This window comes from Streptomyces botrytidirepellens (assembly GCF_003721215.1).
Classification (GTDB): domain Bacteria; phylum Actinomycetota; class Actinomycetes; order Streptomycetales; family Streptomycetaceae; genus Streptomyces; species Streptomyces himastatinicus.
In genome coordinates, this window is sequence record NZ_RIBZ01000782.1 from 1 (window position 1) to 12,209 (window position 12,209).

Genomic DNA, 12,209 nt, shown 5'->3' on the forward strand with positions numbered 1-12,209 from the left:
CCGGTGGGCGGCGGCTCGGGAGCCGGTGCGGCGCCCGCGGCGGATTCCGGGGCGCCCTGGGCCGCGCCCTCGCGCCCCGGGCGCGGTGCGGTCACTCGACGGCCTTGCCGCCGACCGCCCCGACCACCGGGGCGAGCCCCGTCGACCGCTCTATCGCGTCCGTGTCGCCGCACTCCACCAGCCAGTTGGCGAGCATGCGGTGGCCCCATTCGGTGAGGACCGATTCGGGATGGAACTGGACACCCTCGACGCGCAGTTCGCGGTGGCGCAGCCCCATGGCGATGCCCGTCTCCGTCCAGGCGGTGATCTCCAACGCATCGGGAACGGTGCCCCGTTCGACCGCGAGGGAGTGGTAACGGGTGGCGGTGAAGGGCGACGGCAGCCCGCTGAAGACGCCCGCGCCCTCGTGGGTCACCAGCGAGGTCTTGCCGTGCAGCAGCTCCGGGGCGCGGCCGACGACGCCGCCGTAGGCGACGGCCATGGACTGCATCCCCAGGCAGACGCCGAACACCGGAACCCCGGTGTCCGCGCAGTGCCGCACCATGTCGACGCAGACACCCGCCTTCTCGGGGGTGCCGGGGCCGGGGGAGAGCAGCACGCCGTCGAAGCCGTCCTGGGCGTGCGCGAGGGAGACCTCGTCGTTGCGCACCACCTCGCACTCGGCGCCGAGCTGGTAGAGGTACTGGACGAGGTTGAAGACGAAGCTGTCGTAGTTGTCGACGACCAGGACGCGCGCGCTCATCGGGGACCCGCCATTCCCTGGTCGACCGTCACGTCGTTGAACGGCAGCAGCGGCTCCGCCCACGGGAAGACGTACTGGAAGAGCACGAACACGATCGCCAGCACGAGCACGAGCGAAATCGCCGCCCGCACCCATGCGTTACCCGGCAGATGCCGCCAGATCCAGCCGTACATGCCGTCCCTACTCACCGATGACGAAGTCGATTGCAGCACCGGAGTGCAGGACCAGAGTAAAGGTCCGGGGGTGGGCCCGGAGGGTCAGCCGTACAAAGCCTTGGGCTTGCCTTGGGCAACGGATTGGGTCGCGTCGAGGTGCGCCCAGGCGATCAGCCGGTGACTGTGCCCCCACTCCGGCTCACAGGTCGTGAGCGTCAGATAGCGGCCGGGGCCGCGGAAGCCGGAGGCGCGCGGCACCGGGTCGAGCACCCCCACGTCGGTCGGCAGGGTGCGGTAGGGCCGCCCGGTGATGCGGTACGTGTACCAGGTGGTGCCGTCGGACAGCACCACCGCGTCGCCGGGGCGCAGCCGGGGGAAGTCCTTGAAGGGGTCGCCGTAGGTGCGGCGGTGCCCGGCGACGGCGAAGTTGCCGGTGGCGCCGAGGCGGGCGGTGCCCGCGTAGTGCCCGAGCCCCTTGCGCAGGGTGGCGGTGGAGGTGCCCTGGAGGACCGGTTTGGCCCAGTCGGCGCCGAAGCGCGGGATGTACATGATCGCGAAGGATCTGCCGCTCGCGTAGGGGCGCGGCCGCGGCGCGGCCCGGTCGGCGTCGGCCACGGCGACCGGCCCGGCGGCCCAGCGGTCCTGGAGGTGGTCGATCTCGCCGTCCATGGCCTGGTCGGCGCGGACGGAGGTCCAGTAGAGGAGATAGACGACGAAGAGGAGGATCAGGGTGCCGGCGGTGACGCACAGCTCACTGAGCGTCCTGATGACCAGCCGGATCCTCATCGGCCCCCCATCGGCGCACGGCTACGGGACGGGCTGTGCCTGGTGCAGGTCCACTGTGCCGGAGTAGCCGGGAAGAGTCACCGTGTCGTGCTGGTCGACTTTCCAGCCGAGGCCGTACGCCTCGACGTAGGAGCGGTAGTTCTGGATGGCGGGGGAGGCGGTGAGCGCGGTGCTCAGCCGGTCCCGGTCACCCACGGCGGTGATCTTGTAGGGCGGGGAGTAGACCCGGCCCTGGAGGATCAGGGTGTTGCCGACGCAGCGCACGGCGCTGGTGGAGATCAGCCGCTGGTCCATCACCTTGATCCCCTTGGCACCGCCCTGCCACAGCGCGTTGACCACGGCCTGGAGGTCCTGCTGGTGGATCACGAGGTCGTTGGGCTGCGGGTCGGGCACGCCGGGGATCTTGGGGGTGGCGTTCGGCGGGGCGTCGGTGAGGGTGACGGTGAGCCCGGGGCCGCTGAGCCCCCGGGTGCCCGCGGTCTTCTCCAGCGCCTCCAGCTTGCGCTGCTCGGCCTTGGTGCTGCCGTTGTCGCGGCGGGCGAGGGCGTCGACGTCGGAGCGCATCTTGGCGGCGCTCTCGTCGAGGGCGCCGTTCTTGCGGCTGCGCTCCTGGATGAGATCGGACAGCCGCAGCATCGATTCATCGCTGCGGATGTCGGTGCCCTGGGCCGTGTTGAAGCTGGTCCAGAAGATGATCCCGGCCAGTGCGAAGACGGCTCCGGTCAGCAGCCGGACGGGTCGGAATCGGGGACGGCGGGACGCCGGGGTGGGGGAGTCAGCGGAATTGCTCAACGTACCCTTACTCCTTACGACGCCGCGGAAGGACTACGCTAACTGACGTGTGGGGGAGGGAAGTGGTCCCCTTCACCGTCCCGCCCCGGCGCCGTCCGTACACATCCCCGCGCGGTCACGCAGCGCATCGACAGGAGAGTTCCTCGTGCCGAAGTCACGGATCCGCAAGAAGGACGATTTCACGCCGCCGCCGGCGAAGCAGGCAACCAACATCAACCTGACCAGCGGCCGCCGGTGGGTGGCCCCGCTGATGCTGGCGATGTTCCTGATCGGCCTCGCCTGGATCGTCCTCTTCTACGTGACGACGGGGGACATGCCGGTCAAGTCCCTGGGCAACTGGAACATCGTGGTCGGCTTCGGCTTCATCGCCGCGGGGTTCGTCGTTTCCACCCAGTGGAAGTAGACCCCCTCCGCGGGGCTGTCCGCAGCGCCTGTCCACAGGGTTATCCACAGGCGGGGAAAACTCAGAAGATCTGTGGATAACCTCTGCCGCATTGACGCCGGTGTGACTGATGGAACGGTCTCGTTCGATCACTCACACCGGCTTCTTCCTGCGAAAACGCAGGTCAGCACGGAAACGCACAGATGTTCTCCACAGGGTGCGCAAGATCCACCACGTGCTGTGGACAACTGACCGAACCCACTCCCGTTCGAGACGGCCCGAGGGGCCCGAGGCGCTCCGAGAGCTCCCCGAACGCCCGAGACCGCCCGGGGAGCTGAGCGCCGGCGCTCAGCCGGTGAGCTGGAGCGTACGGACCCACACCGTCGCGACGATCGCGAGCAGCATCACGGCGCAGGCGCCCCGCTGCACCAGGGCGCGCCGCTCCCGCGGCGCGTGCACCATCGCGTACGCCACCACCGTGCCGACCACCAGGCCGCCGACGTGCGCCTGCCAGGCGATCCCGGACCAGCCGAAGGTGAAGATGAGGTTCAGCACGAGCAGCGCGATGACGGGGCGCATGTCGTAGTTGAGCCGGCGCATCAGCACGGCGGTGGCGCCCAGCAGGCCGAAGACCGCGCCGGAGGCCCCGAGCGAGGGCTGGTTCTGCGCGGCGAGCAGATACGACAGGGCGCTGCCGCCGAGCCCCGACAGCAGATAGAGCGTGAGGTAGCGGGCGCGGCCGAGCGCGGCCTCGAGCGGGGCGCCGATCCACCACAGGGACAGCATGTTGAACGCGATGTGCATGGGCTCCTGGTGCAGGAAGGCCGCGGTCAGCAGCCGGTACCACTGCCCCTCGGCGACGCCCACGATGTCGGCCGTGCCCGGGTTGTAGGCCCGGCCCACCAGGTCGAAGTCGTCCACCAGCCGGTCGCCGGTCCCCAGCACCGCCAGCCATACGGCGATGTTGAGGCCGATCAGGATCTTGGTGACCAGCCGCGGATCGGCGGTGTACGCGCCGCCGGCTATGGTGCGCGGCTCGGACGCGCGCCGCGGGGGTCCCGGGGGCTCACCGGGGGCGGAGGCACCACCGCGGACGCACTCCGGGCAGTGGAACCCGACCGAGGCGCTGATCATGCACTCCGGACAGATCGGGCGCTCACAGCGGGTACAGCTGATGCCGGTCTCCCGCTGCGGGTGCCGGTAACAGCAGACCGCCTGGTCCTCCATGGTGTCCCTTCGCCCCCTGTCCGCAGACGTGCGCGCGTTCCCCCGCCCCGCTTGTTCACACGGACAAGCGGGGCGCGGAGTTCCCGTGCGGGGTTCAGCCTTCCCGGGTCTCCACGACGACGGACTCGATCACGACGTCCTGGAGCGGGCGGTCGGTGCGCGGGTTGGTCGCGGCACCCGCGATGGTGTCGATGACCTTCTTGCTGGCCTCGTCGACGACCTCGCCGAAGATGGTGTGCTTGCCGGTCAGCCAGGTGGTCGGGGCGACCGTGAGGAAGAACTGCGAGCCGTTGGTGCCCGGACCGGCGTTCGCCATGGCCAGCAGGTACGGCTTGTTGAAGGCCAGGTCCGGGTGGAACTCGTCACCGAACTCGTAGCCGGGGCCGCCGGTGCCGTTGCCCAGCGGGTCACCGCCCTGGATCATGAAACCGCTGATCACGCGGTGGAATACGGTGCCGTCGTAGAGCTTCTCCGCGGCCTTCTTGCCGGTGGCCGGGTGGGTCCACTCACGGGTGCCCTCGGCGAGCTCCACGAAGTTCTTCACGGTTTTGGGGGCGTGGTTCGGCAGCAGCCGGACCACGATGTCGCCGTTGTTCGTCTTGAGGGTGGCGTACAGCTGCTCGGCCACGATCTACCTTCCATCGTTTTCGCTTCCTTGCCCTGATCCTCGCACGGACCCGAGTGCGACGAGTAGCCGCCGAAGGTGCACGCGGCGCGCCATTCCGCGCGTTTTCCGGGAGAATCTCCCCTATGACCCGGATGCCGGTTCACGCATGCCGTGTGGGCTGCGAACGGGCATGATCTCCACAAACAGGCATGATCTTTCTTCGGATGGAAACACGAAACTGCGCACATGCAGCTCAGCACTCTGCACCCCGGAGCATCACCACGCCACCGAGGAGGAGGATCCCGTGACCCGCATTGACAGCGTGCGAGCCGCGACCGGCACCGCGAAGGACAGCGTCCTGCACGCCGCGGAGGCGGTGGCGCCCTACGCCGGCACGGCCAAGGACACCGCCACGCATTACGCGCACGAAGCCCGCGTACGGCTGGCACCGAAGGTCTCCAGCGCCGCGCACCAGGCCCGCTGCGCCGCCGGCAGCCAGTACCACGCGCATGTCGCACCCCGACTCAACCAGGCCCGCGGCACCCTGCCGCCCAAGGTGGACGCGGCCGCCACCCGGGCCGCCAAGCGGACCCGCAAGGCCGCGCGGCAGGCCGCCGACTACACCGGGCCGCGCGTCGAGCACGCGGTGGCCGGAGCACGTGCGGCCGCCGGTCCGGTGCGCGAGGAGGCGGTCACGCGGGCGGGCGCCGCCGTCGCGGCGCTGCGCACCCATGTGACGGCGGCCGACATCGAGAAGCTCGCCCGCAAGCGCCGCCGCCGGGCCCGTATGGGACGCGTCGCCAAGCGGGCCACCTTCATCGGCCTGGTGGGCGCCGGCGTCTTCGCCGCCTGGAAGTGGTGGGACCGGCAGGCCAACCCCGACTGGCTGGTCGAGCCCCCGGCGGCGACCGAGGTGGGCGACCGCGAGCGGCTGGCCGCGGTGGACGGCAGCGACCAGGGCACCCTCGACCCCGAGGTGCAGGCCAAGCAGGCGGAGGCCGAGGCCGGGAAGGACGACGAGCAGCGCTGACGCCCTCGTCGTAGCGCCGACACCCTTCGTCGCACCCGGCCGAGGGGCGGAGGACCGTGCGGTCTTTCCGCCCCTCGGCCCGTTCACTCCTCGGCCTCACTCCTCGGCTTCATTCCTTGGCCTCCCGCTCGCTGTAGCGGCGCCGCTCCAGGAAGTATTCGGTGAAGACGGAGACCTTGGCCCGCAGCGCCCAGGGGTCGATCGGCTTCGCCATGTAGTCCACCGCCCCCGCCGCGTAGCCGCGCGAGGTGTGCTCGGGATCGGCGCCCATCGCGGTGAGGAAGATGATCGGCACGTCCCGGTTGCGCGGGCGCCGCTTGATGTGGGCGGCCGTCTCGTAGCCGTCCATCTCGGGCATCTGCACATCCAGCAGGATCACCGCGAAGTCGTCGTGGTCCAGCAACGCCTTCAGCGCCTCCTGCCCCGAGGTCGCGGTCACCAGCTCCTGGTCGAGGGTGGCCAGCACCGCCTCCATGGCCAGCAGGTTGTTCTGCTGGTCGTCGACCACCAGGATCTTGGGCCGCGGCCCGGCGCACGGCTCGGGCACGGCCGGGCCCGCGGGCACGACGGGCTCCTCGTCCTGCCGCGGGACCGCCGCCATCCGCTGGGACTCCACCATGGCCAGCTGCCGCTCCAGCATCTGGCAGCGGTCCTCCGCCAGCCGCCCCAGCTGCCGCACCTCCTCCAGCTCCTCGGTGAGCCGGTGCACCTCCTGCCGCAGCCGGTCCCGCTCCTTGACCAGCTCCTGGTGATCCGGGAAGGTCCGCTCCAGGGCGTCCGCGCGGGCCCGCTCCGCCGCCCACGCCGCCTCGGTCTGGCTCAGCCGCACCTCGAGGTCGGCGATCCGGTGCCGGCGGTCGAGCAGCGCCTCACCCAGCGCGTCCTCGTGCACGCTGGAACGCCGCGCCTCCCGGTCCGCGTCGGCCAGCTGGATCTGAAGGATCTCCAGGGCGTGCCCAGGGGACCCGCTGGTGCGCACCGCGGCCCGGTGCAGCTCCCGCACCACCTCGATGGCGGCCGGGGTGGCCGCCGAACCCCGGCACTCCGCGAGATCCGCCAGCAGGTCGACCACGAACTCCCACGGCGGGACTCTCGTACCGCTCAGATAGCGCGAGATCGTGCTGGGGTCCCGGAACCTGCGTGCGGCGTACCGGCGCACCGAGACCCCCAGCCCGTCGAAGAGCTTCCGCAGCTCCACGGCGAACGCCCGGCACTCCTCGGGCAGATTCTCCCCCAGTGGATGCAGTTCACCCATTACGTCCCCCTGTGCGGCGACTCGCGCCGATCAGACGATTCCCGGGCAGCTTGCCCGAGTTGTGAGACAGCGTGAGGCATCGGGCAGGTGTTGCGCGGGCCAATGCCGGGAGCGGCAACACCACTTCTCTGACAGATCGCTCGATCCGCTCGATCCGCTGTCACCGACGCACGCGAGACGCACGCCGCCCCGCGCCGGGCCGCCGGACATTCCAGCCGCTCCATCGCCCCGGCGCTGACGGCACCATGCAAAAAGGTCTCCTGACCTGCATTTTTGCAGGTCAGGAGACCTTTCATAGAGTGGAGCCTAGGAGAGTCGAACTCCTGACATCCGCCATGCAAAGACGGCGCTCTACCAACTGAGCTAAGGCCCCTTCGCCGATCAGGATACCCGCTACCGGCGGCCTTTCCCGACCGGGTATCGCTCGCGGGTACCGCTCTCCGTAGGATGCCACGCAAGATTCGCGGCAGCGAAGCGAAGGGGAGAGCGAGATGGACGCAACACAGCAGGATGCCACCGCGCGCGCACGAGAGCTTCAGCGCAGTTGGTACGGGGAACCGCTGGGGGCGCTCTTTCGCCGTCTCATCGACGATCTCGGCCTCAACCAGGCGCGCCTGGCCGCCGTCCTCGGGCTCTCCGCGCCCATGCTGTCCCAGCTCATGAGCGGCCAGCGCGCCAAGATCGGCAATCCTGCGGTGGTCCAGCGAGTGCAGGCGCTCCAGGAACTCTCCAGTCAGGCGGCGGACGGCCGGGTGAGCGCCGCCGAGGCCGCGGAGCGCATGGAGGAAATCAAGAAGACCGCCGGCGGGTCGGTCCTCAACTCCACCCAGACCGCCGCCAGCACGGGCGCCCCGACCGTACGGCGCGTGGTCCGCGAAATCCAGTCGCTGCTGCGGTCCGTGGCCGCCGCCGGAGACATCATCGATGCGGCGGATTCCCTCGCCCCCACCCACCCCGAGCTGGCAGAGTTCCTCCGTGTGTACGGCGCCGGGCGGACCGCCGAGGCGGTCGCGCACTACGAGGCGCACCAGAGCTGACGGGCTGATGGACTGCTGACGAGTCGATGACGGGGCGGGCACGGCGCGATGGGTGAGATCTTCGCGGGCCGGTACGAACTGGTGGACCCGATCGGGCGCGGAGGCGTGGGCGCCGTATGGCGGGTCTGGGACCATCGCCGCCGCCGTTACGTCGCGGCGAAGGTGCTTCAGCAACGCGACGCACATACGCTCCTGCGCTTCGTACGGGAACAGGCCCTGCGGATCGACCACCCCCATGTGCTGGCACCGGCGAGCTGGGCGGCGGACGACGACAAGGTGCTGTTCACCATGGACCTGGTGGCAGGCGGCTCGTTCGCACACCTCATCGGCGACTACGGCCCCCTGCCGCCCCGCTATGTGTGCACCCTGCTGGACCAGTTGCTCTCCGGGCTGGCCGCGGTCCATGAGGAGCGCGTGGTCCACCGGGACATCAAGCCCGCAAACATCCTGCTGGAGGCCACCGGAACGGGTCGGCCCCATGTCCGGCTGGGTGACTTCGGCATCGCGCTCACCAAAGGCGAGCCCCGCCTCACCGAGGCCAACTACGTGATGGGAACGCCCGGTTACTTCGCGCCCGAACAGATGATGGGCGAGGAACCGGACTTCCCCGCCGACCTGTTCGCGGTCGGTCTGGTGACGCTCTACCTGCTCCGCGGGCACAAGCCCGACGGGGAAGCGATCGTGAAGCTGTTCGGCGAGCACGGCGTGCCGCACGCGCCCGAAGGCGTGCCCGAGCCGCTGTGGCAGGTGATAGCCGGGCTGCTTCAGCCGGACCCGGATGACCGGTTCCGCTCCGCCACGGGGGCGCGCAAGGCGCTCGTGTCGGCGGTCGAGATGCTGCCCGAGGGCGACCTCGACGACGAGGTGATCGAGGTCTTCGACCATCTCGGACCGCTGCCGACCGGGTTCGGCCCGCACGGTCCGGCCCGGCCTGGCCGCCGTCATGCGAAGGCCGACCCTCCCGAGGACAACGGAACGGTGCCGCGCCCCTCGCCGCCCGCCACCAAGCCGACGGAACCCGCCGCACCCGCCGCCGAACTCGCCGCCGAACTCGCTGCCGAGCCCGCCGCCGCGCCGACCGCCGAGCCCGACGCCCGGCCGTCCGCGGCCGAGCAGCCCGCCCCGCCCTCGATGTCGGACACCGGCAGCTTCACCCTCCCGCCGCCGCAACCGCGAACGCCGCACCCCCAGACAGCGCACCCCCGGACGCCGCAGCCGCGAACGCCGCCCGCGCAGATATCGCCTCCCCCGGCGCCTCCCGGCACGCCGCCTCCGCACACACCGCCGCTCCAGCACCCGCCGACACCGCACCCTCAGCCCCCGCAGCAGCCGCCGACCCCGTCGACCGCGGCGCCGCTCCCGCAGCCGCCTCAGCCGCCCGCACACCAGCCACAGGGCCCACAACAGCCCGGACAGCCGGGCCCATCCCCCCAGCCCGCGCACCTTCATACGCCCGCCCCCGCTCCCACGCCCGTACCGGCCGCCGCGCCCCTGTCGGCGCCGCGTGACTACCCCCTCACCCGTGCATACACCGCTCAGCGCCCCCGGGTTCCCACCCCCGCCGCGCGGCGGCGGGGGCCGTCCCGGAAGACGACGGTCTTGATCCTGATCGTCGCGGTGCTGTGCTTCGCCGTGGGGGCGTGGGCACTGGTCGCCGCAGGCTGAACCAGCAGGCTGAAGCAGCGGATTGACCAGCGGCCTGAACCAGCGGGCTGACCGGTGAGCTGAACCAGCGAGCCGAACTACCAGGCGGGCGGCGGCCCGTACCGGTGCTGTCCGGTCGTCGGATCCGCCGTTTCCGCCCAATCCCCCGGACCAACCCCCGGCCCACCCCCCGGGCCGTCCGCGGCGCGGCGCCGGGCGGTCAGGATCCATACGCCCAGCCCGATCAGCAGCAGCGAGCCCGTCCCGAAGCTTGTGTAGGCCACCGTCCGGAGGGTGGCGCGGTGCTCGCCCGCCGGGCGGCCCATGGGGTCGGGCTGGATCGGCGAGGCCGCCTTGCGGGCCTCCTGCTTCTCGGTGTCAGTGAGCCCGAAGCCCGCCTTGACCGCGTTCCCGGCATAGGACGGGCCGTCATGCGTCGTGCCCGCGACCCGCAGCCGCAACGTCACCGGAACCGTGCCGCTCAAGTGGGGTTTCACATTCGGGGGATTGAGCGTGACCGCCAGGTAGTACCCGCCGGTGAGGCTCATGGCGCGCACCGAGTAGTCGGCCTTCGCGTACCGGTTCCCGTACGCCGCCGGGGCGGTGCTGACCTCGGTCTGCGGCCGCTCGCCCTCCTGCGCCAGGGCGGTGCCCCGCTTCGCCAGCCCCCGCGCCGGGTTGTAGGCGCGCATGGCGATCGCCTGCTGGAGCAGCGAGGTGCTCTTGTCCGCCCCGTCGGCGGGCAGTTCGGCGATGGCGGATATCTGCTGTCCCCAGTCGACCGGCACCCGGTAGAAGTGCGTCTCCCCCGGCTCGAAATCGTCCTGCCACACCCCGGTGGACACCAGCGGCGCGTCGGAGAAGCCCCGGCCGCCCGGCCGCGGCCTGGCGCTGCCGGACGGCGGCCGGGGCGGCTCGGCGTGCCAACTTCCCTCGGGAGCCTGCCCCGTGGAGCCGCCCTTCACCGGCGGCTCCACCATCAGCCGCAGCTCCAGCGGCCAGCTGTCGGGGTCCGCGGAGCCCGCCTGGCGCTCCACGGTGACCAGGTACCGGCCCGCCGCGCGGCAGGACGTCACCGAGCCCGAGCCGGTCTGGCGGGTGACGTAGTCGGCGAGGGGATAGGCGACCCCCTTCGTGTCGATCCGTCGGGGGACGGTGTCGCAGATCCCGCCCGCGGAGTTCTTCAGCGTCACCGTGACGCCGTCGCGGTACGAGACGACGCCCGCGCCCGGCCGGGGCGCGGCGACCGCCGAGACGTAGGCGGCGGACTTCGCGTCGAGGTCGACGCCGTAGAACCGCTTCTCGCCGGGTCCCAGCCGGTCCGCGTACGTCCGGCCGGGTCTCAGGGACGGGGCGTCCGCGCCGCTCCCGGCGCCGTGCACCGGGGTGCCCTGGACCTTGTACTCCCGGGCCCCCGTGGGGCTGTCGGCGGCCGCGACCGGGATCTGCACCGCCATCGTCGCCACGGCGCACAGCGCCGCCACCGCGGTGAGACCGGCCCTGTCCCTGCTGCGGTGTTTCATCGCGTCCCCCCTCGTCGTCCCGGTCGGCATACCGGTCGACCAGCACGTCACTTTTGCTTATGCAAGCGATTTATTTGCGAGAGTAAAGACGAGGGCCCCGACCGCTGCAGCGATCGGGGCCCTCGTAACGGGACTGTGGGGGTCACACACCCGAACCTGCGGGCACGGAGTCGGTCGCCTCCGTCCACAGATCCTGCTCGGCGCGATCCGCCTGGATCTGGCGGTACACGAGGAGCCCGCCGATGGCGGCCAGTGCGACCAGGAGAAGCTTCTTCACCGCGCTACCTCGTCTCTTTCTTGACGTAGGGGACCTCTGGCGCCCGATGATACACACCGACCGATACCGTTCGGTGACCTATGCTCGGCATCGCTCGGGCGGTATCCGGTCATCAACTCGCCGGGCACCCAAATGAATCAGCCTGGACGGAGGATCTCCGTCCAGGCTGATCGCGCCGGTGGGGCTAACAGGACTTGAACCTGTGGCCTCTTCCTTATCAGGGAAGCGCTCTAACCGTCTGAGCTATAGCCCCGCGCTGCACCGAAAGATTAGCGCACCACCTGCCCAGTCCCAAAATCGGTAACGGCGGCCGTCCCCGCTCAGCTATTCGTCCTCGGCGAGCGTCAGCTCCACGCCGCCCACGAAGCCCGCCGACAGGTTGTAGATGAACGCGCCCAGCGTGGCGAGCGCGGTCGCCAGCACCACGTTGATCACGGCGATCACCGAGGTGAACGTCATGACGTGGGGAAGCGACAGGAACGACTCCAGATCGAAGCCGCCGCCCTGCTGCCCCTCCGTGGCCTCGCTGATGGTCCCGCCCACCGCGCTGAAGACGCCCATGGCATCCATGACCATCCACAGCACCGACGCCGCGACCACCGTGCAGATCCCGAGCGCGATCGCGAGCAGGAAGCTGACCTTCATGACCGACCACGGGTCGACCTTGGCGACCCGCAGCCGCGCCTTGCGCGTACGCGGCGCCGGACGCGCGGCGGGCGCACCGCCGCCCGTGCCGGGGCCCGGACGGCGCG

Annotated in this window: 14 protein-coding genes and 2 tRNA genes; 4 read left to right on the forward strand and 12 right to left on the reverse strand. The window is 70.9% G+C overall.

Annotation, left to right across the window (positions count from 1 at the left end):
• Nucleotides 1–91: 91 nt before the first annotated feature.
• The 4 genes from EEJ42_RS39865 to EEJ42_RS39875 all read right to left on the reverse strand — a co-directional run bounded on the left by EEJ42_RS39865 (nucleotide 92) and on the right by EEJ42_RS39875 (nucleotide 2,475).
• Entirely contained in the window at nucleotides 92–742 is a 651-nt protein-coding gene (locus EEJ42_RS39865) for an aminodeoxychorismate/anthranilate synthase component II (protein ID WP_063734566.1), read from the reverse strand.
• The gene (locus tag EEJ42_RS51450; protein ID WP_039938336.1) at nucleotides 739–915 is read right to left on the reverse strand and encodes a hypothetical protein; all 177 of its coding nucleotides are present in this window, start codon (nucleotides 913–915) and stop codon (nucleotides 739–741) included. The genes EEJ42_RS39865 and EEJ42_RS51450 overlap by 4 nt, the downstream gene beginning before the upstream one ends.
• Before the next feature lie 84 nt (nucleotides 916–999).
• Nucleotides 1,000–1,683, reverse strand: a complete 684-nt coding sequence (locus EEJ42_RS39870) for a class E sortase (RefSeq protein WP_123107038.1) — start codon at nucleotides 1,681–1,683, stop codon at nucleotides 1,000–1,002.
• Nucleotides 1,684–1,704: 21 nt separating this feature from the next.
• The gene (locus tag EEJ42_RS39875) at nucleotides 1,705–2,475 is read right to left on the reverse strand and encodes a DUF881 domain-containing protein (RefSeq protein ID WP_123107039.1); all 771 of its coding nucleotides are present in this window, start codon (nucleotides 2,473–2,475) and stop codon (nucleotides 1,705–1,707) included.
• Between the two features lie 145 nt (nucleotides 2,476–2,620).
• Between EEJ42_RS39875 and crgA the strand changes: the two genes are divergently transcribed.
• Complete coding sequence (gene crgA, locus EEJ42_RS39880; protein WP_123107040.1) at nucleotides 2,621–2,878, forward strand: cell division protein CrgA; 258 nt, start codon at nucleotides 2,621–2,623, stop codon at nucleotides 2,876–2,878.
• A 327-nt stretch (nucleotides 2,879–3,205) separates the two neighbouring features.
• On the opposite strand, the gene EEJ42_RS39885 is transcribed toward crgA, so the two are convergent.
• Nucleotides 3,206–4,084: a rhomboid family intramembrane serine protease gene (locus EEJ42_RS39885; RefSeq protein WP_123107041.1), complete on the reverse strand. Its 879-nt coding sequence runs from the start codon at nucleotides 4,082–4,084 to the stop codon at nucleotides 3,206–3,208.
• Nucleotides 4,085–4,178: 94 nt separating this feature from the next.
• Entirely contained in the window at nucleotides 4,179–4,712 is a 534-nt protein-coding gene (locus EEJ42_RS39890; RefSeq protein WP_123107042.1) for a peptidylprolyl isomerase, read from the reverse strand.
• A 283-nt stretch (nucleotides 4,713–4,995) separates the two neighbouring features.
• Between EEJ42_RS39890 and EEJ42_RS39895 the strand changes: the two genes are divergently transcribed.
• Nucleotides 4,996–5,721, forward strand: coding sequence for a DUF5324 family protein (locus EEJ42_RS39895; protein WP_123107043.1), 726 nt, complete (start codon nucleotides 4,996–4,998; stop codon nucleotides 5,719–5,721).
• 109 nt (nucleotides 5,722–5,830) lie between these two features.
• On the opposite strand, the gene EEJ42_RS39900 is transcribed toward EEJ42_RS39895, so the two are convergent.
• Nucleotides 5,831–6,976 carry a response regulator gene (locus tag EEJ42_RS39900; protein ID WP_123107044.1) on the reverse strand — a complete coding sequence of 382 codons (1,146 nt, stop codon included), beginning with the start codon at nucleotides 6,974–6,976 and terminating at the stop codon, nucleotides 5,831–5,833.
• Nucleotides 6,977–7,276: 300 nt separating this feature from the next.
• Nucleotides 7,277–7,349, reverse strand: a tRNA-Ala gene (locus EEJ42_RS39905).
• Nucleotides 7,350–7,467: 118 nt separating this feature from the next.
• Between EEJ42_RS39905 and EEJ42_RS39910 the strand changes: the two genes are divergently transcribed.
• Both EEJ42_RS39910 and EEJ42_RS39915 read left to right on the forward strand, forming a co-directional pair.
• Nucleotides 7,468–8,013 carry a helix-turn-helix domain-containing protein gene (locus EEJ42_RS39910; protein ID WP_009716470.1) on the forward strand — a complete coding sequence of 182 codons (546 nt, stop codon included), beginning with the start codon at nucleotides 7,468–7,470 and terminating at the stop codon, nucleotides 8,011–8,013.
• Between the two features lie 48 nt (nucleotides 8,014–8,061).
• The gene (locus tag EEJ42_RS39915; RefSeq protein WP_123107045.1) at nucleotides 8,062–9,678 is read left to right on the forward strand and encodes a serine/threonine-protein kinase; all 1,617 of its coding nucleotides are present in this window, start codon (nucleotides 8,062–8,064) and stop codon (nucleotides 9,676–9,678) included.
• Between the two features lie 77 nt (nucleotides 9,679–9,755).
• On the opposite strand, the gene EEJ42_RS39920 is transcribed toward EEJ42_RS39915, so the two are convergent.
• The 4 genes from EEJ42_RS39920 to EEJ42_RS39935 form a co-directional block, all read right to left on the reverse strand.
• Nucleotides 9,756–11,180: a hypothetical protein gene (locus tag EEJ42_RS39920; protein ID WP_246097661.1), complete on the reverse strand. Its 1,425-nt coding sequence runs from the start codon at nucleotides 11,178–11,180 to the stop codon at nucleotides 9,756–9,758.
• Nucleotides 11,181–11,322: 142 nt separating this feature from the next.
• A complete protein-coding gene (locus EEJ42_RS52055; RefSeq protein ID WP_003958712.1) occupies nucleotides 11,323–11,457 on the reverse strand; it encodes a DLW-39 family protein in 135 nt (44 codons plus the stop codon).
• A 179-nt stretch (nucleotides 11,458–11,636) separates the two neighbouring features.
• Nucleotides 11,637–11,710 (reverse strand) — tRNA-Ile (locus tag EEJ42_RS39930).
• Between the two features lie 71 nt (nucleotides 11,711–11,781).
• Nucleotides 11,782–12,209, reverse strand: a 428-nt coding sequence (locus EEJ42_RS39935) for a DUF3566 domain-containing protein (RefSeq protein WP_246097662.1), incomplete at its 5' end; no start/stop codon positions are given.

Bases quoted from the DNA above. Each gene is read 5' to 3' on its own strand.
- EEJ42_RS39870 (WP_123107038.1), bottom strand. From the start codon at position 1,683: ATGAGGATCCGGCTGGTCATCAGGACGCTCAGTGAGCTGTGCGTCACC.
- EEJ42_RS39915 (WP_123107045.1), top strand. From the start codon at position 8,062: ATGGGTGAGATCTTCGCGGGCCGGTACGAACTGGTGGACCCGATCGGG.
- EEJ42_RS39920 (WP_246097661.1), bottom strand. From the start codon at position 11,180: ATGAAACACCGCAGCAGGGACAGGGCCGGTCTCACCGCGGTGGCGGCG.
- EEJ42_RS39865 (WP_063734566.1), bottom strand. From the start codon at position 742: ATGAGCGCGCGCGTCCTGGTCGTCGACAACTACGACAGCTTCGTCTTC.
- EEJ42_RS51450 (WP_039938336.1), bottom strand. From the start codon at position 915: ATGTACGGCTGGATCTGGCGGCATCTGCCGGGTAACGCATGGGTGCGG.
- EEJ42_RS39910 (WP_009716470.1), top strand. From the start codon at position 7,468: ATGGACGCAACACAGCAGGATGCCACCGCGCGCGCACGAGAGCTTCAG.
- EEJ42_RS39885 (WP_123107041.1), bottom strand. From the start codon at position 4,084: ATGGAGGACCAGGCGGTCTGCTGTTACCGGCACCCGCAGCGGGAGACC.
- EEJ42_RS39900 (WP_123107044.1), bottom strand. From the start codon at position 6,976: ATGGGTGAACTGCATCCACTGGGGGAGAATCTGCCCGAGGAGTGCCGG.